This is a genomic window from Leisingera sp. ABD4_442, assembly GCF_056160905.1.
The window spans coordinates 1-24,199 of record NZ_JBSWYB010000044.1 but is presented as its reverse complement, the minus strand read 5'-3'; the positions used below and the strand labels follow the sequence as shown (position 1 = coordinate 24,199).

The following is a 24,199-nucleotide window of genomic DNA, read 5'->3' as shown; positions in this document are numbered from 1 at the left end:
TTGCAGCTCGCTTCTTAGACGGGAGATGTTGCGCCGCATATACCACAGTCCAATGCAAGAAAATGACGCCCAAAAAACGACAGCCGGGTAGACAGCCCAGGCAGATTGCGGAAGTAAAACACTCCATACTGAAGTGCAGAGTTTAAAGAGCAGGATCACTGCAAACATGGCGCCCAAAAGCCGTGGAACAGCTTTCTTAAGGAATTTTCGACGCAGCAAAGGCGCATTAAGGCTAGGGCCTTTAGCGACCTCCACCCATGCGCTGACTGTGAATAGCAGTACAATAGCACCAAGTGCGCCTAAAATTATTTCCATGTTTACCGAACCGCCTCAATCGGCCCCTCTGCGCGGCCGTGGATGAACTGCTCCATATAGGGATCGCCCGACTGGTCCATTTCCGCAACCGGGCCGGTCCATTGGATGACGCCGCCGTGCAGCATCGCCACGTTGTCGGCAATGGCGCGGACCGAGGTCATGTCGTGGGTGATGGTCATGGCGGTGGCGCCCATCTCCACCACGATCTCGCGGATCAGGTCGTTGATGACGCCTGACATGATCGGGTCGAGGCCGGTGGTCGGCTCATCGAAAAAGATGATCTCCGGCTCGGCGGCGATGGCGCGGGCGAGGCCCACACGTTTCTGCATGCCGCCCGACAGTTCGGCAGGCAGGCGGTCGGCGACATTGGCCTTCAGACCCACCCGGCGCAGTTTCTCGATGGCGATCTCACGGGCCTCATCGGCTGGCCGCTTCAGCGCGCCGCGCAAGAGGCGGAAGGCGACGTTCTGCCAGACCGGCAAGCTGTCAAACAGCGCACCGCCCTGGAACAGCATTCCGAAGCGCGCCAGGAATTTGTCGCGGTCGCCCGATCCGGCGGGCTTGCCATCGACAAAAATCTGGCCTGAGTCCGGCTGGATCAGGCCCAGGATGCTTTTCAGCGCCACCGATTTGCCGGTGCCGGAGCCGCCGATGATCACCATCGACGTGCCCTTGGCGATCTCGAGGTTCATGCCGTTCAGCACGGCATTGTCGCCAAAGGCCTTGTGGACGTTTTCCATGCGGATCATAGCGAGAAGAACACCCCTGTGAGGACAAAGTTGGCGGCCAGGATCAGCACCGCGGCGGATTCCACCGATCCCTTGGTGGCGCGGCCCACGCCTTGGGCGCCGCGGCCCGACTGCATGCCGTAATAGCAGCCCATCATCGCCGCGATGGTGCCAAAGGCGGCGCCCTTGGTCAGCGAGGAGATGATGTCGAGCGGCTCCAGGAAGTCGACCGTGTTTTTCAGATAGGCGGCGGCGTTGAAGCCCAGGTTCTGCACCGCCACCGTATAGCCGCCCATGATGCCTATGATATCGCCGACACCGACCAGCACCGGCACCGTGATCAGTGCCGCCAGCACCCGCGGCGCCACTAGGTATTTCATCGGATGGGTGGACAGTGTCACCAGCGCGTCGATCTGCTCTGTCACCTTCATGGTGGCGATTTCAGCGGCGATGGAGGAGGTCACCCGCGCCGCGATCATCAGCCCGACCAGTACCGGGCCAAGTTCCCGCACCATGCCGATGGCGACGATTTGCGGCACCACGGCCTCAGCGTTGAAACGGGCGCCGCCGGCATAGATCTGCAGCGCCAGCGCGCCGCCGGTGAAGATCGCGGTGAGGCCGACGACGGGCAGCGACAGCCAGCCGACGTTCAGCAGCGCCTGAAAGAACTCGCGCGGGTAATAGGGCGGGCGGATCATGTGGCTGAAGGCGCCAAGCGCAAACAGCGCCGCGCGGCCCACAGCAGCCAGCCCGGCCAGGGCCGTGCGGCCCAGCCGGGCCAGGAGGGTAATGGGGTTCATCCCTGATATGTCCGTGCGTAGCGGTGTCCGGTGGAGGTCAGGATCTCATAGCCGATGGTGCCCGCCGCCTCGGCCAGCATGTCGACGGTCTGGCGCTCGTTCAGGATCGCCAGCACATCCGGCACCTCCGCCAGATCCGTGACGTCCACGGTGATCAAATCCATCGAGACCCGGCCCACGATAGGGCAGGGGGTATCGCCGGCAAAGACGTGAATGCCGCCCTGGCCGATCGCGCGGTGCAACCCGTCGGCATAGCCGGCCGCAACGGTTGCGATCCGGCTGGGGCGCTGGGCGGTCCAGGCGTTGCCGTAACCGGCGGTCTCGCCCGGCTCCAGGTCGCGCACCTGAATGACCGGCAGGTCCAGCTGCACCACCGGCACCGCGTCCGAGAACGGCAGCCCGCCATAAAGGCCAACGCCCGGGCGGCAGAGGTCAAAGTGATACTCCTTGCCCAGGAGCATACCACCGGTGGCCGCCAGTGAACGCGGCACCTCCAGCCCGTCCGTCATCTCGCGGAAGGCCTTCAGCTGCTGCGCATTCATCGGATGCGCGGGCTCATCGGCACAGGCCAGATGCGACATCAACAGCACCGGGTTCTGGCCCAGGGCGATTTCCGCCACCGCGGCCCATTCGCCATGCTCCATCCCCAGCCGGTTCATGCCGCTGTCCAGCTGCACCCCGAACGGGTGGCCCGGCAGGGTCTCAAAGTGGCGCAGCATCTGATCCAGCGAGTTCAGCATCGGCGTCAGCTGGAAGTCCTTGAGCAGCTTGGTGTCGCCCTCCATATGGCCGGAAAACACCGAGATGCCGGGACCGGGCCCCAGCGCACGGCGCAGCGCGCCGCCTTCCTCGGCCGCCGCCACAAAGAAGTTGCGCGCGCCCGCCTTCGCCAATGCGGTTCCCACCCGGCCTGCATCCAGGCCGTACCCGTTCGCCTTGACCACTGCGGCAGTCTCGCAAGCAGTCAGCGCATCCAGATTCCGCCAGTTGGTGACCAGCGCATCCAGGTTGATTTTCAGTTTTGCCGTGCTCATGCCCCGTTCATGACATGCAGGCGGCAGGGGTCAAGTGGAATTCACGCCGTCCTCTGCCGCCTGATGCACCTCATAGGCCGCTTCCAGCTCTCCGCGCAGGAAATCGGCGAATTTGACCGGCGGGAACCGCGCTTCGCCGGTGCCGGGCAGGGGGGCGATCACGGTGTCCACATGCGGGTCAAAGAAAAACGGGATCGAAAACCGCTCGCGCCCGGAGCGGTTGATCACCCGGTGCGGCGTGGACAAGAGCCGCCCGTTGCTCATCCGGTGCAGCATGTCGCCGACATTCACCACCAAGGTGCCGGGCCGGAAGGGCGCATTCACCCAATGGCCCGCCGGCGTGCGCACCTGCAGCCCGCCCACCTGGTCCTGCGCCAGCAGGGTCAGGCAGCCGAAGTCCGTGTGCGGCGCCGACCCGTACAGATCCTCCGGACTGCGCTTGGGCTGGGGCGGATAGTGCAGCAGCCGCAGCCAGATCGTGGGGGTGGCAAAGGCGTTCATTATGCTGTGATCAGCCGCACCCGCTGCCAGCAGGGCAATCCGCATCAGGCGGCGTCCCAGGGCGCTCATGGCTTCGGCGTACCGTTCCAGCACCCCGCGGAACCCGTCCAGCTCCGGCCATTGGTTCGGCCCGCTCAGATACACCGCAGGGTCGGCCGCCTGATCCTCGCGCATCATCATGAAACTGGCGGACTGGTTGGGTTTGGTTACCTCCGCCAGGGTGGAATTCACTTCTGTCGAGGTGTTAATCGGAATGTAGCCGCGGTGCGTCTCGTTGACCGCCACCGCCATCTTTTTCTCCAAGGGCAGCGCATGAAACCGCTGCGCCGCGTCGAACATCGCATCAATCAGCGTCTGCGGGATGCCATGATCGCTGATATAGCCAAAGCCGGTGGAGCCATAGGCCGCCAGGAAATCCTGCGCCAGCTCTGCATCGCTGCGCCCGCCCAGTGCGATCACCGGGATGTCTGAAAATTCTGTCAAGGGAGTGCCTTTCGCCTTTGAGGTTGGGACAGGGGTGAAATCGCCCCTCGCTACCCCGCAAAGCGTTTCCGGCGGTGGCCATAATGCCGCTCCAGATGGACCCGGCGGCGGCCGTATGATGACTGCAGTTCCATGCGCCCAGAGGGCAGGGTTCGCTGGCGCCTGTCAAGGCATTGTGCTGCGCCGGACGTCCTGAAATGGAAAAAGGCCGGGACGTCCCGGCCTTGGTTTCAATATTCTTGCTGTTCCTGCTGCCAGGCCTTCGCCAGATTGCCGAAGCGGGTGAACTGCGCCTCGAACGACAGCTCTACCGTGCCGATGGGGCCGTGACGCTGCTTGCCGACGATCACCTCGGCCTTGGCGTGCAGCCGCTCCATCGCCTGCTTCCACTCTTCCATCTTCTCCAGCTCGTGGTCGCCGGGCTTTTCCCGCTCCTTATAGTATTCCTCACGGAACACGAACATCACCACGTCGGCGTCCTGTTCGATCGAGCCCGATTCCCGAAGGTCCGACAGCTGCGGCCGTTTATCCTCGCGGCTTTCCACCTGGCGCGACAGCTGCGACAGGGCGATCACCGGGATGTTCAATTCCTTGGCAACCGCCTTCATCCCCATCGAAATCTCGGCGATCTCGTTCACCCGGTTGTCCGACATGCCGCGGCAAAGCTGCAGGTAGTCGACCACCAGAAGGTCAAGGCCATGGGTCCGCTTCAGGCGGCGGGCGCGGGCGGCCAGCTGCGAGATCGGAATGGCGGGCGTGTCGTCAATGAACAGCGGGCAGCTTTCCAGATCCTTGGCTGCCTGCACAAAGCGGCGGAACTCGCCCTCTGTCATGTCGCCCTGGCGGATCTTGTGCGAGGAAATTTCCGACGCTTCTGCCAGAATACGGCCGGCCAGCTGCTCGGCGCTCATCTCGAGGCTGAAGAACCCCACAACGCCGCCGTCCACGGCGCCCTCGCTGCCATCGGGTTTCACCCCGCGCTTGTACGCCTTGGCAACGTTAAAGGCGATGTTGGTCGCCAGCGAGGTTTTACCCATAGAGGGGCGGCCTGCGAGGATAAGAAGGTCCGAGGGATGCAGGCCGCCAAGTTGTTTGTCGAGGTCCATCAGGCCCGTCGAGATGCCGGCCATGCCGCCACCGCGCTGATACGCCTCGTTGGTCACATTGACCGCTTCTGTGACGGCCTTGAGGAACGATTTGAAACCGCTTTCCGTCTGGCCCTGCTCTGCCAGCTGGTAAAGCGACTGCTCTGCCTCAACAATCTGCTCTTTTGGTTCCGACGCCACATCCACGCGGCGTGCCTTATCTGCAATGCTCTGGCCCAGGGCGATCAGCTCGCGCCGGATCGCCAGGTCATAGATCATCTGCGCGTAGTCCCGCACCGCAAAGGCGGAGATCGACGCGCCGGCAAGCTTGGCCAGATAGGCCGGCCCGCCCAATTCCTTCAGCCCCTCGTGGTCCTCCAGAAACGCCTTCAGGGTCACCGGCGAAGCCAGGGCGTTCTTGGAAATCCGCGCCGCCGCAACCTCATAGATCCGGGCATGGACCGGATCGTAGAAATGCGACGAGTCGATGATCAGCGCGATCTTGTCGTAGACCTCGTTGTTGGTCAGGATCGCGCCCAGCAGCTGCTGCTCTGCCTCCACCGAATGCGGCAGCTCGTTGTCCGGCATTGCTTGCTCTGCTTGCGCAGGTTCCGGCATCGGGGCGGGCGGCGGCATATCGCCGTCAAAAGGGGTAATCTCGTTCATCACTGCTCTCGTTACTCGGCCTGCTTATACGGCGCGCCGGGCGTTTCTCAAATCTGGGAATCTCTGTGGATGCCCTGTGGATAACCGCGCGAGCTTTGTGGGGTGTTTACCATAAAAGGCCAGCAAACCTGTCCTATTCAGGCTATATGATGCGGTGCTCTGTGGGAAGACCCCAAGATTTGCACGGCATCCAAGGCGCGATATGATTCGGATCGGGCTTTTCCACAGCCTGCGCGGTAACGCTTTCCGTTGCGTAAGGCGGAAAGCCGCGTGCCCGCTGCCGGCCGCGGCATGGCGGGCAATCCGCCCGCCGTTCCAAGCCCTTGATCCGCCTCAGGCTTTATGCGCCTCCTGCCAGGCGCGCGGGTCTTTCAGGAATTTCTCCACCTCGGCCAGCGTCTCCTCGCTGAAGCTCTTCTGCGCCTTGGCCTCGGCCAGGACATCCCACCAGGTGCACAGGTAATGCAGTTTAACCCCGTGGTCGCCCAGGCGTTTGGTGGTTTCGGGGAAGATGTCGTAGTAGAAAATCACCGCGGTATGGCCGCAAGAGGCACCAGTTTCGCGGATCGCATCGACAAAGGACAGTTTGGAGCCGCCGTCAGTGGTCATGTCCTCCACCAGCAGCACCCGCTGATCCTCGGTCATCACCCCTTCGATGCGGGCATTGCGGCCATAGCCCTTGGGCTTCTTGCGCACATAGGTCATCGGCAGCGCCATGCGTTCAGCCACCAGTGCGCCAAAGGGGATACCGGCGGTCTCCCCGCCCGCAATATTGTCAAACGCCTCGAAACCGGCGTTGCGCATCACGGTCACGGTGAGGAAATCCATCAGCGTGGTGCGGATGCGCGGAAAGGAGATCAGCTTGCGGCAGTCGATATAGCTGGGCGAGGGCAGGCCGGAGGCCAGCGTATAGGGTTCATCCGTGTTAAAGTTCACCGCGCCGATTTCCAGCAGCATCCGGGCCGACAGGCGGGCGATTTCTTCTTTGGACGGATAGGAGGTGGGGATCATGGCGGCAGGCATCCTTTGCGGCAGCGGTTTTGCAGTCCTTAAACCGGAATGCTGCCGGTTTGAAGCCCCAGCCGGGGCCGCGCGCAAATGCTGCCCCGGCTGTTCAGGATCAGGCGAGTTCCCAGGGGGCGTCGTGCCATACGACATCGGGGCAGGGGTCCATTAGGTAGTCGGAGGTTATCACGAGTTCATCCTCCATCTCAGGTGCTGGGTAATCCTCGCAGTGCGCCGGCTCATCTTCCGCTTCAGCCGCAGCGGGCTGCTCGGAGGCATTTTCGCCTGGCTCCCGCTCGATCACTTCGGGAACAAACCAATCTTCGCCATCCGGAGAGACGGGTATCATAGGCAGCTCAAAAATGAAGTCAGTTCCGTCCAGATCCGCCAAATCCACGTTTTCCAGTGTAATGCTGCTGCCGGCCCCGTCCTCGATGATGACGTTGGCGCCATCTTCCCGAATGTGGTTTTCCAGCAGATCGGTCATATCCTCGATGCTGGACACCGTACTGAGATCAATCTTCTCGCCGCTGCTGGAGGCATCGAAATCGGTGATGGTGTCGTTGCCAAAGCTGCCGAACCCGTCCCAGAACACAAACAGATCATCGCCGGCTCCGCCTGTCAGCAGGTCATTGCCAAGCCCGCCGTCCAGCGTGTCCTGTCCTAGCCCGCCATCCAGGGTATCGCTGCCGATGTCCTCCAGGATCATGTCATGGGTCGGTGCGGCAACGATGAGGGAAAAGGGGGACAGAAAACGGTTCTGAGTAAAGCTCCCGCCGCTCAAGTAGTCATCACCATCGCCGCCAGAGAGGGCATCATCACCGGCACCGCCGGACAAGGTGTCATTGCCCCGGCCGCCAAAATTTACGTCATCGCCACGCCCGCCGGACAGAGAGTTATCACCGGTTCCGCCCCTCAGGGTGTCATCGCCGTGGCCGCCGGACAGAACGTCATCACCGGCTCCGCCCCTCAGGGTGTCATCGCCGTGGCCTCCGAACAGAACATCATCACCGGCTCCGCCCTTCAGGGCGTCATTGCCGCGGCCTCCGGACAGGGTGTCAGATCCTGTGCGGCCAAGCAGGGTATCCTCCCCGTCACCGCCCTTCAGGATGTCTCTGCCGCCGCCTCCAGCCAGATAGTCATTGTCTGCGCCGCCCCGCAGAATGTCGTTGCCATTGCCGCCAAACAGAAGATCGCGGCCTTCCTGCCCCAGCAGCGTGTCCCGGTGATTGCCCCCTTTGAGGAGATCATCACCGTGGCCGCCTTCGATCCTGTCATTGCCCTCTCCGCCTTTCAGCCTGTCAGTCTGATCAGTCCCGGTCAGGATATCGTTTTCGCTGACGCCGGCCGCGTTCAGATCCCAATCCAGCGTCTGGCCAGTCTGCAGGCCGGCGGTAACAGGCTCAATACCGGTGATGGAGGCTGTAAATTCCGCGTAGTCGGCATAGCTTTCCACCTGCGGCAGGGGATCGCCGCTCAGCAGGTAATAGCTGACGTCGCCGTGGCTCACTGCCCAGGTGCTGTCCACCTTCAGAACAACCGCTGTTCCGCCCGGCCAGGTGATCTCCGACAGCGTATGCCGGTGAAGGCTGATCGCATCCTCCGGCAGCAGATGCGGCGCATAAGGCAGGCCGTGCATCTGGGTGTCGGGGGTAAAGCGCACCTCGCCGTTTGGCAGAACCTCCAGCGGCGAATAGGTGAAGGGCCTGCCATCCGGCACCACCAGCCGGATTTCCGCGCCTGTAACCGTGTAAAAACTGTCAGGCGCGACGGAGGGGCCGTTGTCCCGAACAGTAAAGCCCGAAAGCACGTAAGTAGTCATGAAATCGATCCTAAATTATGCGTGGGCGGAATCTGCCTTTGGAATTGCGACTTTATGAAAAATCACCTGAAAAGTGTGGATATCCAGAAACTGGCAAAAGCCCTCAATGAAAATTGCCCGCGCAGTTGCACGGGCTTTTCGTTTCCAAGGCGTGATTGCATTCAGAACAGGAAATCGTTGCCCGATAGATCGGCGATGCCGACACCGTCCAGGGTGATGGAATTGCCGCCCCCGTCGCGGATCACCGCATCCCCGCCTGCGCTTTCGGACAGGTGATTGTTCTTCAGGTCGCGGAAAGAGGTGATCTCCTCGATCTGGCGGAGGTCGATCTTCTCGCGGCGGCCGGAGGTCTGGAAATCAGCGACCGTGTCGTCTCCGAAACTGCCCTTGAAGATAAACCGGTCCGCGCCGCTTCCGCCGGTCAGCATGTCGTCGCCCCGGCCGCCGTTCAGCTTGTCCCCTTTGGCGCCGCCGCTCAGATCGTCATTGCCCTGGCCGCCGTCCAGCCTGTCCTTGCCGCCGCCGCCGGCCAGGGTGTCGTCGCCGCCGTTGCCCGCGATTTTGTCCTTGCCTGCGCCGCCATCGAAACTGTCCGCCCCGGAGGTGCCGCTATAGACGTCGCGCTGGGTAATCGAATGGTCGTTGAAACTGGACCAGGGGATTTGCATTCCGGGACCCATGGCGCCTTGCGGGACGGCAAAACTGTAAGAGCTTGCGCTGCCGGAAAATACATCTTCCCAGGCCTCCAGCCAGGCATCAGGCGCAACCTCCGGCCCGTCCAGGACAAAATAGCTGTCGGTGGAGATGTCGCCTGAATCGCTGAACCACCCGAATACCGTGGAGGTGCCTTGCGGGGTGGTCAATTCGGTTGCGAAATACTCATAACCGGGAAGAGTGTGCAGTGTCGTTCCCCCCGTCTGAAACTGCACGATATCGCTGTCAATTCTGATGAACGCGAGCCCTTCGACGTCCATGTCGTGTCCGATAACGGAGTAGGAGAACGCCGATGCGCCGCCGTCTGTCAAAATCTTGGCTGAAATCTCAGAGATGGTTGTGTCCTCAAAGATGCCATCGCTTTCGTCGTAAAGGATGTGATGGCCGCGGATTGTAATCGTTGTCATGATGAATTCCTGCTGGGAATAAATGGTTTGTCAAAGCGCCCTGGCCGCAATGGCATCCCAATGGGCGCTGGCGAAGAATAGCGGCTGCGCCGATGCCGGATAACCTCGCAAAATTCACAGTCTGCCGCCTCAAAAGGGGCCTTGGCCGCTGGGTTTCCCTCCGTCAGAAATCCGAAGGGAGCAGCCGGATGCCAGGCCGCAACCAAGTTCCGCCGGTTATGCTAGGGGGGCTTGAAGGCGGGCGGGCGGCAGCGCGCCTGGCTGATGCAAATTGCTTGCGATGGAGGCGGCGGCCTTGCGCCGCCTCCGGGTCCTGCCGTTAGAACAGGAAATCGTTGCCCGACAGATCGGCAATGCCCACACCGTCCAGGGTGATGGAATTGCCGTTGTTGTCGCTGATTACCGCATCCCCGTCGCCGTTCTCGGACAGGTGGTTGTTCTTCAGGTCGCGGAAAGAGGTAATATTGTCGACACCTTTGAGGTCAATCTTCTCGCGCCGCCCGGAGGTCTGGAAATCGGAAACCGTGTCGTCTCCGAAATTGCCCTTGAAGATAAACCGGTCCGCGCCGCTGCCGCCAAACAGGCCGTCGTTGCCGCCGCCGCCGATCAGACGGTCCCTGCCGTCTTCGCCGTACAGCGTGTCGTTGCCGCCCTTGCCGTCCAGGGTGTCGTTGCCGCCTTCGCCTTCCATGTCGTTGCCGCGGCGGCTGCCGATGAGCTTGTCCGCCATGTCCGATGCGCGCACGTCATCAATGTTGCGCAGCTTGTCGCGGCTGCCGAAACCGTCAATGGCAAAACCTTTGCCCAGGTTGACCGTCACCCCGTCCTCGCCGCCGTACCTGGCATCCCGGTCATAGCGCACCTCGTCCCGGCCGCTGCGGCCGTTGATCGTGTCGTCACCGTCCAGACCCCGGAAATAGTTCCGGCCGCCATTGCCGGACAGTTCATCCCCAAAGGCCGAGCCGCGCAGGGCTTCGATGCTGCTCATTTTGTCCGTATCGCCCCAGCCGTCGGTGGCCGTGCCGCTCTTCAAATCTGCAACAACCCCATTGGGATCCCCGTTAAACGTGACCTGGTCGAAATCGCTGCCCTTGCCGACATAGGTGTCATTGCCCTCAGAGCTGACGAAGTAGTCGTACACACCGGTCCCAACCAGCCTGTCATTGCCGGCGGTGCCGATATAGGTGTCGTCCTCTGCGCTCAGGGTGGCGTTGGGGAAGGTGGACCAGGGAATGTCAGCCCCTTCTGCAAAGGCGCCGGACGGGTCTCGCAGCGAGGTGATTGAATCGTTGATCTCCTGCCACTCTGCCAGATTGCTGACTGCCGGGAACGGGTCGCCGCTTAGCAGGAAAATGAAGTCTGAATCTGTGTTGGAGCCGGTCTCCTCGTCGACTGCGAGGATAACACTTGTGCCGCCGGACCACGTCACCTCAGTGATCAGGGTCACATAATTCGACGCGCTTGAGGTGTGGTCATACAGCCGGCCCTCGATCCGCAGCTGGCGGATGCCGCCGTTCAGGTCGATCTCCGCAACTTCGCCTTCTTGGCGCCCGGTGATAGTGTAGCTGAAGGTTGTGTCAGGGGATTGAACCACCACGTCCGCAAACGTAGGGCTGGCAAAAACCGGGTCGCCGCCCGAATAATCAACCCGAATCCCCGGAATTGTGAATGTCGACATATGTCCCTCATCGTTAAATTACAGTTAGAGGCTGTTCGCCAGATTATTGCGCGACCTTGAAGCGAACTGGGGTGCGCGGCAAGGATTATTTAAATGTTAAGGTATTTTTCCGGCGTTTTGCGCAGTTCGGGCCGCACTCGCCTATCCGGGCGGCGCAGCCTGTGTTTTGAAGCTTTAGAGTCCCGACCGCAGGATCAGAAAATAAAATCACCGCGCCCCAAACCGGCAAGCTGGACGTCCTCCAGGGTGATGGTATTGCCGGGCTTTCCCTGAAAACAAAGCTGTCCGATTTGGCGCGGCCAATCAGATGTTCATCACCTTTGCGACCGTCAAGGGCTTGCTGCTAACGGATTGCGCACCCGGGTAGATCCGTTTCTGCACCGCAAAGCCGCTCAATGTTTAGGGCGCCGCAATGCATTCCTGAATTCCTGTTTTCAGGTCGTGCCTATTGGAGCGCGCATGAAAAGGCCGGCCTGCACTGTGGCGGCCGGCCCGTGGTGCGGACGGAATGGGCTTTGACCCTAGCCTTCCGCCTTCCAGAACACCTCAAACCCCGGATCAAACACCGTTACCGGGCCGTCGCCGGTTTCGATCTTCTCCGGGAAGGAAACGGCGGTGCCGGATTTGGTCAGCGTCAGGGTCTCTTTGCTGACCGGCAGGCGGTAGAACGCCGGGCCGTTTTCAGAGGCAAAGCCCGCCAGCTTGTCCAGCGCGCCTTCCTCCTCGAACACATGCGCCAGCAGGGACATGGTGTTGGTGGCGGTGAAACAGCCGGCGCAACCGCATTCGCTGAGCTTGTTCGGGTCGGTATGCGGTGCCGAGTCGGTGCCCAGGAAATAACGCTTGTCGCCAGAGGTTGCGGCGGCGCGCAGCGCCAGCCGGTGCTCCTCGCGCTTGGCCACCGGCAGGCAGTAGTAATGCGGCTTGATACCGCCCGCCAGGATGTGGTTGCGGTTGATGATCAGGTGGTGCGTGGTGATCGTCGCGCCCAGATCCCGCTCCTGGCTTGCCACATAGTCGGCCGCGTTCCTGGTGGTGATATGCTCCATCACCACCCGCAGGCCGGGGGTCGCCTTGCGGATCGGGTCCAGCACCCGGTCGATGAACACTGCTTCGCGGTCGAAGATGTCGATGTGATTGTCGGTGACCTCGCCGTGGGTGCACAGCGGCAGGCCGATTTCGGCCATCCTCTCCAGCACCGGCCGGACCTTGTCGAAATCGGTGACGCCCGAGGCCGAGTTGGTGGTGGCGCCCGCGGGGTACAGCTTTACCGCCTTGACCAGCCCGCTGGCATGGGCCGCAGCGACGTCTTCGGGATCGGTGTCCTCGGTCAGATACAGCGTCATCAGCGGCTCGAACGCCATGCCTTCGGGCAGGGCGGCCAGGATCCGGTCGCGGTAGGCGGCGGCCTGCTCGCTGCGCACCACCGGCGGCACCAGGTTCGGCATGATGATCGCACGGCCAAAGTGGCGGGCGGTTTCGGGCAGCACGGCCTGCAGCATGGCGCCGTCGCGCAGATGCAGGTGCCAGTCGTCGGGGCGGGGGATGGTCAGCGTCTGGGTCATGCTGCCCGCCTAGCATATGGGCGGGCAGAACAGAAGCGGCGGAATGCGCCGCCGCCCTCTGCCGCTACACTTTGGCCGGGAAGCGGAACTCGCCTGCCTCGGCGCGTTTCTCCAGTTCCTGCAGGCGGCGGCGGAACCGCGGCGCCCGCATCCGCTCAGTCACGTTGCGGCACAGCAGCGCCATCATATAGGGGCGGTCCTCCCGTTCCAGCCGGCCCAGCAGGTTGCGCAGGAAATGCGGATTGTTGCGGCGGCTGCGCAGCAGCTTGCAAAAGGCGCCGCCGGTCAGCTTGCGGCTGCCCGCCAGCGACAGGATGTGATAGAGCATCTCCATCTCGATCAGCCGGGTCTGCACCGCATCCCCCAGATGCGGCGCCCGCAGCCGGGTCACGTTCTTGCGGGCAAACAGCGACGCATGCATGGCGTCCAGCCGCTCCTGCGGGTCATAGATCACATAGGCCTGATCAGCGGCATCCAGCATGTCCGGCGCATAACCGTAGCGGTCGGTGAACGACAGCCGCCGCATTTCGGTGAAACGGTCGTCCCATTCGGTCATCCGCGGATCCAGCGTCGCCTGCGGCTGCACCGCCACCACCACCGCACCGGGAGAGGCCACCGAATAGGCCGCCGCCGCATAGCCGCAAGGCCCCGCGCCGTAAAAGATCACATTGTCGAACTCGTCGAAAAAGCCGTCGTCGATCAGCTGGTCGAAGAACCCGTAAATGCGGCCCTCGCGGAACCAGGTGTCGCCGTCGGAGACCACGCACATATGCGACCAGCCCAGGTTCTTCACCAGGTCGAACCCCAGCGGCTGCGCCTGATCCGACAGGTTGTGAATGCCCTGCATGGTCTCAAAGGTCACCAGCAGGGTGTTGCCCTGGTCGATGAAGGTGGCAAAATGCTTGTCGCCGAGCGGCTGGTACATGCCATGCTCTTCAGCCAAAGCCGCCATCCGGGCCTTCCACTGGGCCGGCTTCAGACCGGAAAGGTCTTCATCCAGATTTTCAAGTCCGTCCTGCATGGCTGCTATCCTCTTTGCCCCCCAAAGGGTTCCGGCCTGCTGTTTGGATTTACAGTTAGGTGAGAATTAAGGCCAAAATTGGAAAAACCCATGCCTGAATGCGGCACCGCAGGGCCAATTCGGCGGCGTCCCGCCCGCCGGCAAAGACGGCTAGCGCTTGCCGGGGCCTGCCTCCGGGTCCTGGGCTGCAAATCCGCGCAGCATCGCCGCCGCGGCGGGGCTGATCAGCCGCGCAGGCGGCGCCATCAGCAGCCGCGCAAACAAGGCCCGGTACGGCTCCTGCGCCATCAGCGCGGCAAAGCGCGCCTGGCGCCAGGCCACCGCCTCCAGGTGCAGCCGCTGCAGCTGGGCATTCTCCAGCAGCTCCGCCTGCAGCGTGTTGCGCGCATCGGCATAACGGCCGGCAGAGGTGTCATGGGCCGTGCAGAAGTTCCGCTCCACCCAGTAATCCATACCCAGCTCCGCCTGCCGGTTGACCCGCCCGCGGTCGGCCTTCAGCACATAGCTTTCCATCGCGCCCAGCGGATAATGGTTCAGCTGCGCCAGCCTGTGGTTGGGCTGGCCGTAATCGGAGAACAGCCGCTTGGTCCGGAACGCCGGGCCCAGCTCGCGCCCTTCGCAGTCGAACCAGCGGAATTGCTCCAGCCGCGCCGGATCCCGGACGCTGCGCGGCCGGTGCACACCGCATTTGCGATAGGTGCCGTCATTGCGGTACAGCGTCTTGAACATCACCGCCCGCCAGGGCCAGTGAACCACCTCCGGAATGCAGCGGGTGAATTGCTCTGTCACCGGCGCATCCACATAGCGCACCACACCGCCATTGCCGAACAGCCGCCAGGTCAGCGTCACCGCATCCGCCTGCGGCAGGGCGGCCAGCAGGCCGGGCACCGTGCCATCGCCGGTCTTAATGCAGACAAATTCGTCGATATCCAGCACCAGCACCCAATCCGCCGCTTTCATCAGCGGATGCTTGTCCGCCGCCTTCAGCGCGGTGAACTGGATGCCGTTCTTGTCATAGGGGCCTTCGTTGCGCAGATGGGTCAGCTGCCCCATCGCCTGCAACTGGTCCAGCATTTCATCGGTGCCATCCTGGCAATCGTTTGAAAACACCAGGAAATCGGTGAAGCCCGCTGCCCTGTGGTGGGCCAGCCACTCCAGCAGGAACGCGCCTTCGTTGCGCACGCAGAGAACCGCCAGGATCCGCATCGCCGTCAGCCCCGCCGCCCGCGGGCCAGACCGCGCAGCACCGCCTGCGCCGGGCGCCAATGGTGTGGATTGCTCATGCCTCAGCCTTGTTTCGTCTTTTGCGGCAGTGTTGCCTGTTGCAGCCCCTGGGGCAAGGCAGCAATGCCGGTGATCCGCAATCCGCACCCGGCTGTTGCGCCGCTGCCTGCGCGCTGCGGATCCTTGCCCCGGCCGCCGCATCCGCCGCAGCGGAACCGGCGCCCGCTTGCAGCTGCGGGTTGACCGCTGCGCCCGCCCGTGGCCTGTTGGCAGGGCAATCCAGCCGGGGCAAGGAGGCACCGCATGCAGGCACAATCCATCGAACAGGTGCAACAGCTGCTGTCGCAGCAGGGCTATGTCTGCGGCCGGGCGCTGGCCACGGTGGTGTTTCTCTCGCTGAAACTGGGCCGGCCGCTGTTCCTCGAGGGTGAAGCGGGCACCGGCAAGACTGAGATCGCCAAGGCGCTGGCCGCCAGTCTCGGCCGCCGCCTGATCCGGCTGCAATGCTACGAGGGGCTGGATGCCGCCAGCGCTGTCTATGAATGGAACTTCGCCGCCCAGATGGTTGCCATCCGCACGTCTGAAGCTGCGGGTGAGGCTGCAGGCAGCGCCGGCCGCGCCGCGCTGCAGAACGAGCTGTTCTCTGCCGATTACCTGATTGAACGCCCGCTGTTGCAGGCGATGCGCCCCGATGAAAACGGCGCGCCTGTCCTGCTGATCGACGAACTCGACCGCACAGACGAACCGTTTGAGGCTTTCCTGCTGGAGGCGCTCTCCGATTTCCAGGTCACGATCCCTGAGCTTGGCACCATCCAGGCGCCGGAGCCGCCAATTGTCATCCTCACCTCCAACCGCACCCGCGAAGTGCATGACGCCCTCAAACGCCGCTGCCTCTACCATTGGGTCGACTATCCGGACTTCGACCGCGAGATCGAAATCCTCCAAGCCCGCGCGCCCCAGGCCAGCCGGCAGCTCAGCCGCGAGATCGTCGCCTTCGTGCAATCCTTGCGCACCGAGGATCTGTTCAAGAAGCCGGGTGTGGCCGAAACCATCGACTGGGCCAACTGCCTCTTGGCGCTCGACGTTATCGCCCTCAGCCCGGAGGTGATCGCCGACACCCTCGGTGCGATCCTCAAATACCAGGACGACATCGCCCGCCTGCACGGCTCCGAGGCCAAGCGCATTCTCGACCAGGCCCGCGCCAGCCTCGACGCCGCCTGATGCTTCATCTTTCTGGAAATACTCCGGGGGTATGGGGGCAGCGCCCCCATGAGCGCTAGTGCCTGACTACCCGCCGCTCACCCTGCCGGACAATCCCAAGCTGCTCCGCAACATCACCCATTTCGCCCGCGCATTGCGCAAGGCGGGCCTGCCCATCGGCCCGGGCCGGGTACTGGACGCGGTCCAGGCCGTGGCGGCGGCAGGCTTTACCAGCCGGCAGGATTTCTATTGGGCGCTGCACGCCTGTTTCGTCACCAAGCCGGAACAGCGGGTTGTGTTTGCCCAGGTCTTCCGCCTGTTCTGGCGCGACCCGCGCTATCTGGAGCACATGATGGCCGCGATGCTGCCCGCGATCCGCGGCGTGCAAGAGGAGCGCGCCGCAAAACCGGCTGAAAAACGCGCGGCTGAAGCGCTGCTGGACGGAATGCTGGACCTGCCGGACACGCCGGAGGAAGAGCCTGAAGGAACCGAAATCGAGGTCGACTCCACCCTCACCATGTCGGCCGAGGAACGCCTGCGCAGCCTTGATTTCGAACAGATGAGCACCGCTGAAATTGCCGCCGCCAAGCGCATTCTGGCGCAGCTTAAACTGCCTGTCACACCCATCCAGTCCCGCCGCCTGATGGCCTCGCCCAAGGGGCAGCGGGCCGACTGGCGCCGCACCTTGCGCAATGCCGCGCGGCAGGGCGGCGACCTGCAGCAGATCGCCCGCGCCAAACGCCGCATCCGCTGGCCCAATCTGGTGGTGCTCTGCGACATCTCCGGCTCGATGAGCCAGTACAGCCGCATCATCCTGCATTTTCTGCACGCAGCCGCAAACGCGAAGGGGCAGGGCTGGGCGCGGGTGCATGGGTTCACCTTCGGCACCCGCCTCACCAATATCACCCGCCACCTCGCTCAGCGCGATGTGGATGCCGCCCTGGCCGCCGCCGGCGCGGAGGCGCAGGACTGGGAGGGCGGCACCCGCATCGGCGACTGCCTGCACGCCTTCAACCGCGACTGGTCGCGCCGGGTGATGGGGCAGGGGGCGGTGGTGCTGCTGATCACCGACGGTCTCGACCGCGGCGACCCGGAAGGGCTGGCGCGCGAGATGCAGCGCCTGCAGCTGTCGTCGCGCCGCCTGATCTGGCTTAATCCGCTGCTGCGCTGGGACGGCTTCGCCCCCAAGGCCCAGGGCATCCGCGCCATGCTGCCCTATGCCGACAGCTTCCGCGCGGGCCATTCCATCGCCTCGCTGCAAGACCTGGCGCAGGTGATCTCCAGCCCCCATGACGCTGGCGAGAAAGCGCGGCTGATGGCCCTGCTCTGATGCGGCATTAAAAGAATTCCAAAGTTGGAATGTGTATTGATCTGGATCAACCCGGCTTCCTGCGTCCTGTTATATTCTGAACTTGGAATGTAACGTGCGAAAGGAGCAAACATGCCACTCAACTGGAAAGCCGGGGGGCTCCTGCTGGGGCTGGTGTTCTTCCTGGCGGTGCTGCTGGTCAAACCGATCGGCGTATCCACGCAATTCGTGATCCTGAACGGAATTGCCGCAGATGCGGTGTCCCCGGATCTGGTGACGCAAACCGCCGAAGGATACACCTCCAGCAACGCCTATCTGGCGAAATCGGGCGGTAAATATGCAAAATCCATCGCCAATCCGCTGAACTACAGCTTTGTCTTTGTGCTGGCGATGGCGCTGGGCGGGCTGTTGTCAGCCAAGCTGCGCGGCGGCATCGCCAAGGGGGACCGCAGCATCCCCGCCCTGTGGCGCGCCAATTTCGGAGACTGCAAGGTCAAACGCTACGCCGGAGCCTTCTTGGGCGGGTTCATCGTGCTCTACGGCGCGCGGCTGGCGGGCGGCTGCACCTCCGGCCACATGATGTCGGGCATGATGCAGACCGCATTGTCGGGCTACATCTTCGCCGCCGGCGCCTTTGCCGCCGCCATCCCCGTGTCCATGATCATGTTCAAACAGGAGGCCTGAGCCATGACCACCATCATCCTGGCAATTGTCATCGGCGCCGCCTTTGGCGCGGTGCTGGACCGGATCGGGGCCTCGAACCCCACGGTGATCGGCAAGATGCTGAACCTCACCAATGTGAACCTGGCGAAATCCATCCTGCTGGCGATCGGCACCGGCTCGGTGCTGATGTTCGGCGGCCAGATGGCGGGGCTGGTTGACGTGGGCCACATGTCGGTCAAGACCGCCTATGCCGGTGTTTTCCTCGGCGGACTGCTGCTGGGCGCGGGCTGGGCCATTGCGGGCTATTGCCCCGGCACCGGCGTGGTGGCCGCTGCCACGGGGCGCAAGGACGCGCTGTTCTTTATCGCGGGCGGCCTCTTGGGTGCGGCTGCCTATATGGCCACCTATCCGGCCTGGAAGGCCAGCGGCCTCCTGGACAAGATCGCAGGCGGCAAGGTCACCCTCGGCACCGTTCCCGGCGCCAAGTATGAGGGGCTGATGGCGCTGCCCGGCGACCTTTTGGGCATCGTGCTGGGCCTTGGCTTCATCGCGCTGGCCTTTGCCCTGCCGGAACGGCTGGTGCCGCAGAAGGCTGCCGCGCAGCCGGCGCAGTAAGCCGCGCCAAGGGCAAAGGGAGCGCCCGCCGTGGGGGACGGCGGGCGTTTTCCTGTGTCCTGGGGCGGCTTCCGGCTTGAAACTTCCCGTGCCAGCGCCGAGGTTTAGGGGCAAGCGCCGCCCAAGCGGCTGGGGAGGACGCAAGATGCAGCAGCAAAGCACCCAATTCGAAAACGCGCCGGAAACTGCGCTGGACTGGCACCGCGCGGGCAGCGGCGCCGCCCTGGCCACGGTGGTGCAGACCTGGGGCTCGGCGCCGCGCCGCACCGGCTCGCAGCTGGCGGTCTCCGGCGACGGCCGGATTGAGGGATCGGTCTCCGGCGGCTGCGTCGAAGGTGCAGTGGTCGTGGAGGCGCTGGAAGCGCTTCAGGACGGCCGGCACCGGCTGCTGGAGTTCGGCGTCAGCGACGAGGACGCCTTTGCCGTCGGCCTTGCCTGCGGCGGCACCATCAAGGTGCTGGTGGAACCTGTCGGCACAGCCCTGCCTGAGGCGCTGCTGGAAGAGCTGGTTGCGGCCCGCGCCAGCCGCACCCCTTTTGCCTATGAGGTGAACCTCGCCACCGGTGCCCGCCGTCTCACCCGCACAGAATACCCGGACCGCATGCGCATGGACCGCTCCGGGCTGGAGGAGGACGGCGAGACCTTTGTGGCCGTCCACAATCCGCCCCTCCGGCTGGTGGCGGTGGGCGCTGTCCACATCACCCAGGCCTTGGTGCCGATGGCGCGGCTTGCCGGTTATGACCCGGTGATCATCGACCCGCGCGCCGCCTTCGCATCCCCCGAACGCTTCCCCGGCGAGACGCTGATGGACGATTGGCCGGACGAGGCGGTCGAAAAGCTGGGCCTCGACACACGCACCGCGCTTGTGCTGCTGACCCATGACCCGAAACTGGATGATCCGGCCTTGCAAGCCGCGCTTAAGGCAGATGTCTTCTACATCGGCGCGCTGGGTTCCAGGAAAACCCACGCCGCCCGCACTGCCCGGATGCAAGAGGCCGGTTTCACCGAAGACCAGATCAACCGCATCCACGGCCCCATCGGGCTGGATATCGGTGCTGCGGGACCGGCGGAAATCGCGGTTTCCATCCTGGCGGAAATGACCGCCGTCCTGCGCGGCAAACAGCCATGAGGTTCGGCCCGGTTCCCCTCAAGGACGCCGAAGGCGCAATCCTTGCCCACTCCCTGCAGGGTACCGCTGGCAAGGTGGCAAAGGGCACGGTGCTGAGCGCCGCAGACCTCGCAGGCCTCGCCGCCGCAGGCCATGATACGCTGACAGTTGCCCGGCTCGACCCCGCCGACCTGCACGAGGACGCCGCGGCCCAAGCACTGGCAAACGCTCTGGTACCGGACCCGTCCGCGCAGGGCATACGCATCTCCGGCGCAGGCACCGGGCGGGTGAACCTCTATGCCACCGGCGCCGGGCTGGTGCGGCTGGAGCGGGACAAGCTGGAGGCGGTGAACGCAGTTGACCCGATGATCACCGTTGCCACCGTGCCGGACTATCACCGCGCCGATGCAGGGAGCATGCTGGCGACGATCAAGATCATCTCTTACGGCGTGCCCGCCGATGCCATACGCCGTGCCAGCGCGGGCGCCGGCGATGCGATCCGGGTGCTGCCGCCGGTGTTTTCCTCCGCCACGCTGATTGAAACCACCGTGACCGCGGACACTCCACCGGACAAGGGGCGTGCGGCCATGGCAGGCCGGCTGCACCGGATGGGCATCACCCTGTCGCCGCGCATCGTGGTGCCGCACCGCGAGGAGGCGCTGGCCGAGGCCATTACCCAAGCCCCGGGGCAGCTGGTGCTGGTGCTGACCGGCTCCGCCACCTCCGACCCGCTGGACGTGGCTCCGCAGGCGCTGCGCTACGCAGGCGGCACCGTCACCCGTTTCGGTATGCCGGTAGACCCCGGCAACCTCTTGTTTCTGGGGCGCTTTCAGGACAAGCCGGTGATCGGCCTGCCGGGCTGCGCCCGCTCCCCGGCTCTCAATGGCGCCGACTGGGTGCTGGAGCGGGTGATCTGCGGCCATCCAGTGGCTGCGCAGGATATCGCCGCGATGGGAGTCGGCGGGCTCTTGAAAGAGATTCCCACCCGCCCGATGCCGCGCCGCGACGCAGAGGGATGAATGCGGCACTGCAGCAGGGGATTTGTGACGCAAGGTCACAACCATAGGTAAGCCCTGCTGACGCGAATTTGCGCAGGTTCCCCGCCGGAAAACACTTCGCGGAACGGGGTTGCCCGTGCTTAACTCCCCTAAGCCAGACAAAAACAAGCTAAAGGGAGGGTACTATGGCCAAGGTCTCCATGACCGTGAATGGCAAGGCTGCCAGCGGCGACGTCGAAGGACGCACGCTTCTGTCTTCATTCCTGCGCGAGGAACTGGGCCTCACCGGGACCCACGTGGGCTGCGACACCAGCCAGTGCGGCGCCTGTGTGGTGCATGTGGACGGCAAGGCGGTGAAAGCCTGCACCATGCTGGCGCTTGAGGCCGAGGGTGCGCAGGTTGCCACCATCGAAGGGCAGGCCAATGCCGACGGCTCGCTCAACACCATCCAGCAGGCATTCCAGGACCATCACGGGCTGCAATGCGGCTTCTGCACGCCGGGCATGGTGATGTCGGCAGCAGCACTTCTGAAAGACAACCCCAAGCCCAGCGAGGCGGAGATCCGCGAATACCTGGAAGGCAACCTGTGCCGCTGCACCGGCTACCACAATATCGTCAAGGCGATCATGGCGGCCTCGGGGCAGGATGTTTCCTCCATCGCGGCAGAATGACAGGACGATCCCAGGCCGGCACCCGGCCTGAGCTGAACAAGGAGTGATTACCAAGAGGTGCGCCACAGGCAGCACCCTCCAGGGAGGAAGATCCAGACATGCCCAAAGATAACGGCATCGGCGCCAGCCCCAAGCGGCGCGAGGACGTGCGGTTCCTGACAGGAGCCGGCAACTATACCGACGACATCAACGTGCACGGCCAGGCCCATGTGCATTTCCTGCGCGCGGATGTGGCCCACGCAACCATCAATTCCATCGACACATCTGCGGCTGAGGCGATGCCTGGCGTGGTGAAGATCTTCACCGGCGCCGATTTCGCTGAGGTGGGCGGCATCCCCTGCGGCTGGGGCGTCACCGACCGCCACGGCAACCCGCAGCAGGAGCCGCGCCACCCGATCATCGCCGATGGCACCATCCGCCACGTGGGGGAGATCGTCGCCGCCGTGGTCGCCGACACGCTGGAACAGGCCCGCGATGCGGCCGAGGCGATTGAGCTGGACCTGGGCGACAAGCCCGCGGTGGTCGATATGGCCGCTGCACTGGCCGAGGGCAGCCCCAAAGTGCATGAGGATCTGACCTCAAACCTTTGTTATGACTGGGTGTTCGGCAATGATGACGATGCCGCCGTGCAGGCCGCCTTTGACAGTGCTGCCCATGTCACCACGCTGGAGCTGGTCAACAACCGCCTGGTTGCCAACCCGATGGAGCCGCGCGTGGCGATCGGCGAATATAGCCGCGGGACGGATGAATACACGCTCCACACCACCAGCCAGAACCCGCATGTGATCCGCCTCCTGATGTGCGCCTTCGTGCTGGGCCTGCCGGAACACAAGGTGCGGGTGGTGGCGCCGGATGTGGGCGGCGGCTTCGGCTCCAAGATCTTTCACTATGCCGAGGAAGCCTTTTGCACCCATGCCGCCAAGGCCTGCGGGCGGGCGGTGAAATGGACCTCCACCCGGTCAGAGGCCTTTATCTCGGATGCTCATGGCCGCGACCATGTGACAAAGATTGAGCTGGCGCTGGATGCGGACAACAACTTCACCGCGCTGCGTACCAATACGATGGCCAATATGGGCGCGTATCTCTCGACGTTTTCAACCTCGGTGCCCAGCTACCTGCATGGCACCCTGATGGCCGGCAACTACAAGACGCCGGTGATTCAGGTGAACGTCAAGACGGTCTTCACCAACACGGTGCCGGTGGACGCCTACCGCGGCGCGGGTCGGCCGGAGGCGACCTTCCAGCTGGAGCGGGTGATCGACAAGGCCGCGCGCGAACTCGGCGCCGATCCGATTGCGCTGCGCCGCCAGAACTTCATCAGTGAGTTCCCCTATGAAACCCCGGTGGCGCTGACCTATGACACCGGCGATTACACCGCGACCATGGACAAGCTGGAAGCGGTGGCCGATGCGGCTGGCTTTGCTGCCCGCCGCGCCGAGAGCGAGAAGAACGGCAAGCTGCGCGGCTTTGGCGTCAATTGCTATATCGAGGCCTGCGGCATCGCGCCCTCCAACATCGTTGGCATGCTGGGCGCGCGGGCGGGCCTTTATGACGCGGCCACCGTGCGGGTCAATGCCACCGGCACCATCAGCGTCTTTGTCGGGGCGCATTCCCACGGGCAGGGGCATGAAACCTCCTTCCCGCAGGTGGTCGCCGACATGATCGGCATCGACGAGAGCATGGTCGACATCGTGCATGGAGACACCGGTCGGGTGCCGTTCGGCATGGGCACTTACGGGTCGCGCTCCATCGCGGTTTGCGGTTCGGCCATGGTGCGGGCGACCGAGAAGATCATCAGCAAGGCCAAGAAGATCGCGGCCCATCTGATGGAGGCCTCCGACGCTGATATCGAGCTGAAGGACGGCCAGTTCACAGTGGCGGGTACCGACAAATCGGTGGCCTGGGGCGATGTGACCCTGACCGCCTATGTCCCCCACAACTACCCGCTGGAGGAGCTGGAGCCGGGGCTGGAGGAGACCGCGTTTTATGATCCGGCCAACTTCACCTATCCCTCCGGCGCCTATGCCTGCGAGGTGGAGGTGGATCCCGACACCGGCAAGGTGACGATCGAACGCTTCTCGGCCGCCGATGATTTCGGCAATATCATCAACCCGATGATCGTCGACGGCCAGGTTCACGGCGGGCTGGGGCAGGGCATCGGCCAGGCTTTGCTGGAAAATGCCGCCTATGATGAAGATGGCCAGCTGCTGTCGGCCTCCTTCATGGATTACGCGATGCCGCGGGCGGATGATGTGCCGTTCTACCAGGTGGACCATTCCTGCCAGACGCCGTGCACCCATAACCCCTTGGGGGTGAAGGGCTGCGGCGAGGCCGGCGCCATCGGCTCGCCGCCGGCGGTGGTCAATGCGGTGATCGACGCGCTGCAGTCGGGTGGCAAGGATGTGGCCCATATCGACATGCCGCTGTCGCCTGCGCGGGTCTGGGCGGCGATGAATGGATGAGGTGTTCGGGGGGGGGGGGGGTAAAACCCCCCCCCCCACCCCCCCCCCCCCCCCCACCCCCCCCCCCCCCCCCCCCCCCCCAAAAAAAAAAACCCCACCCCCCCCCCCCCCCCCCCCCCCCCCCC

20 protein-coding genes are annotated in these 24,199 nt (G+C 63.8%); 8 read left to right on the top strand and 12 right to left on the bottom strand.

Translation table 11 applies throughout. From position 1 onward, the window contains the following. Window positions 1-317: 317 nt before the first annotated feature. The 12 genes from ACXAHG_RS21135 to ACXAHG_RS21080 all read right to left on the bottom strand — a co-directional run bounded on the left by ACXAHG_RS21135 (window position 318) and on the right by ACXAHG_RS21080 (window position 15,030). Window positions 318-1,064 (bottom strand): ABC transporter ATP-binding protein, encoded by a 747-nt coding sequence (locus ACXAHG_RS21135; protein WP_475043992.1) that lies wholly within the window; start codon window positions 1,062-1,064, stop codon window positions 318-320. Next, window positions 1,061-1,843 (bottom strand): MlaE family ABC transporter permease, encoded by a 783-nt coding sequence (locus ACXAHG_RS21130; protein WP_475043990.1) that lies wholly within the window; start codon window positions 1,841-1,843, stop codon window positions 1,061-1,063. Before ACXAHG_RS21130 ends, ACXAHG_RS21135 begins: the two co-directional genes overlap by 4 nt. Further along, complete coding sequence (gene alr / locus ACXAHG_RS21125; RefSeq protein WP_475043988.1) at window positions 1,840-2,877, bottom strand: alanine racemase; 1,038 nt, start codon at window positions 2,875-2,877, stop codon at window positions 1,840-1,842. Before alr ends, ACXAHG_RS21130 begins: the two co-directional genes overlap by 4 nt. A 30-nt stretch (window positions 2,878-2,907) precedes the next feature. Further along, window positions 2,908-3,861, bottom strand: a complete 954-nt coding sequence (locus tag ACXAHG_RS21120) for an isopenicillin N synthase family dioxygenase (protein ID WP_475060500.1) — start codon at window positions 3,859-3,861, stop codon at window positions 2,908-2,910. 230 nt (window positions 3,862-4,091) lie between these two features. Beyond that, window positions 4,092-5,612 (bottom strand): replicative DNA helicase, encoded by a 1,521-nt coding sequence (locus ACXAHG_RS21115; RefSeq protein ID WP_475043984.1) that lies wholly within the window; start codon window positions 5,610-5,612, stop codon window positions 4,092-4,094. A 333-nt stretch (window positions 5,613-5,945) separates the two neighbouring features. Continuing rightward, complete coding sequence (locus ACXAHG_RS21110; RefSeq protein ID WP_475043982.1) at window positions 5,946-6,623, bottom strand: orotate phosphoribosyltransferase; 678 nt, start codon at window positions 6,621-6,623, stop codon at window positions 5,946-5,948. A gap of 109 nt (window positions 6,624-6,732) precedes the next feature. Then, the gene (locus ACXAHG_RS21105) at window positions 6,733-8,439 is read right to left on the bottom strand and encodes a calcium-binding protein (RefSeq protein ID WP_475060498.1); all 1,707 of its coding nucleotides are present in this window, start codon (window positions 8,437-8,439) and stop codon (window positions 6,733-6,735) included. A 161-nt stretch (window positions 8,440-8,600) separates the two neighbouring features. Then, window positions 8,601-9,560: a calcium-binding protein gene (locus ACXAHG_RS21100; protein ID WP_475060495.1), complete on the bottom strand. Its 960-nt coding sequence runs from the start codon at window positions 9,558-9,560 to the stop codon at window positions 8,601-8,603. Window positions 9,561-9,879: 319 nt separating this feature from the next. Further along, window positions 9,880-11,238, bottom strand: a complete 1,359-nt coding sequence (locus ACXAHG_RS21095; RefSeq protein ID WP_475060492.1) for a calcium-binding protein — start codon at window positions 11,236-11,238, stop codon at window positions 9,880-9,882. Between the two features lie 521 nt (window positions 11,239-11,759). Further along, complete coding sequence (gene pyrC / locus ACXAHG_RS21090) at window positions 11,760-12,803, bottom strand: dihydroorotase (protein WP_475060489.1); 1,044 nt, start codon at window positions 12,801-12,803, stop codon at window positions 11,760-11,762. A 64-nt stretch (window positions 12,804-12,867) separates the two neighbouring features. Continuing rightward, the gene (locus tag ACXAHG_RS21085) at window positions 12,868-13,824 is read right to left on the bottom strand and encodes a phosphoadenosine phosphosulfate reductase (protein WP_475060487.1); all 957 of its coding nucleotides are present in this window, start codon (window positions 13,822-13,824) and stop codon (window positions 12,868-12,870) included. A gap of 150 nt (window positions 13,825-13,974) precedes the next feature. Then, the gene (locus ACXAHG_RS21080) at window positions 13,975-15,030 is read right to left on the bottom strand and encodes a glycosyltransferase family 2 protein (RefSeq protein WP_475060521.1); all 1,056 of its coding nucleotides are present in this window, start codon (window positions 15,028-15,030) and stop codon (window positions 13,975-13,977) included. A gap of 321 nt (window positions 15,031-15,351) precedes the next feature. On the opposite strand from ACXAHG_RS21080, the gene ACXAHG_RS21075 reads away from it, so the two are divergent. The 8 genes from ACXAHG_RS21075 (at window position 15,352) to ACXAHG_RS21040 (ending at window position 24,074) form a co-directional block, all read left to right on the top strand. Then, entirely contained in the window at window positions 15,352-16,269 is a 918-nt protein-coding gene (locus ACXAHG_RS21075; RefSeq protein WP_475060484.1) for an AAA family ATPase, read from the top strand. 58 nt (window positions 16,270-16,327) lie between these two features. Continuing rightward, a complete protein-coding gene (locus ACXAHG_RS21070) occupies window positions 16,328-17,578 on the top strand; it encodes a vWA domain-containing protein (protein WP_475060482.1) in 1,251 nt (416 codons plus the stop codon). A gap of 111 nt (window positions 17,579-17,689) precedes the next feature. Next, entirely contained in the window at window positions 17,690-18,241 is a 552-nt protein-coding gene (locus ACXAHG_RS21065) for a YeeE/YedE thiosulfate transporter family protein (protein WP_475060479.1), read from the top strand. Between the two features lie 3 nt (window positions 18,242-18,244). Then, the gene (locus ACXAHG_RS21060) at window positions 18,245-18,835 is read left to right on the top strand and encodes a DUF6691 family protein (protein WP_475043970.1); all 591 of its coding nucleotides are present in this window, start codon (window positions 18,245-18,247) and stop codon (window positions 18,833-18,835) included. Window positions 18,836-18,980: 145 nt separating this feature from the next. Then, on the top strand, window positions 18,981-19,964 hold the full coding sequence (locus tag ACXAHG_RS21055) for an XdhC family protein (protein WP_475060476.1): 984 nt from the start codon (window positions 18,981-18,983) through the stop codon (window positions 19,962-19,964). Then, window positions 19,961-20,962 (top strand): molybdopterin-binding protein, encoded by a 1,002-nt coding sequence (locus ACXAHG_RS21050; protein WP_475060473.1) that lies wholly within the window; start codon window positions 19,961-19,963, stop codon window positions 20,960-20,962. The genes ACXAHG_RS21055 and ACXAHG_RS21050 overlap by 4 nt, the downstream gene beginning before the upstream one ends. Window positions 20,963-21,126: 164 nt before the next feature. Further along, window positions 21,127-21,612: a (2Fe-2S)-binding protein gene (locus ACXAHG_RS21045; protein ID WP_475043966.1), complete on the top strand. Its 486-nt coding sequence runs from the start codon at window positions 21,127-21,129 to the stop codon at window positions 21,610-21,612. Between the two features lie 98 nt (window positions 21,613-21,710). Continuing rightward, complete coding sequence (locus tag ACXAHG_RS21040; RefSeq protein WP_475060470.1) at window positions 21,711-24,074, top strand: xanthine dehydrogenase family protein molybdopterin-binding subunit; 2,364 nt, start codon at window positions 21,711-21,713, stop codon at window positions 24,072-24,074. The last annotated feature ends 125 nt before the right edge of the window (window positions 24,075-24,199 follow it).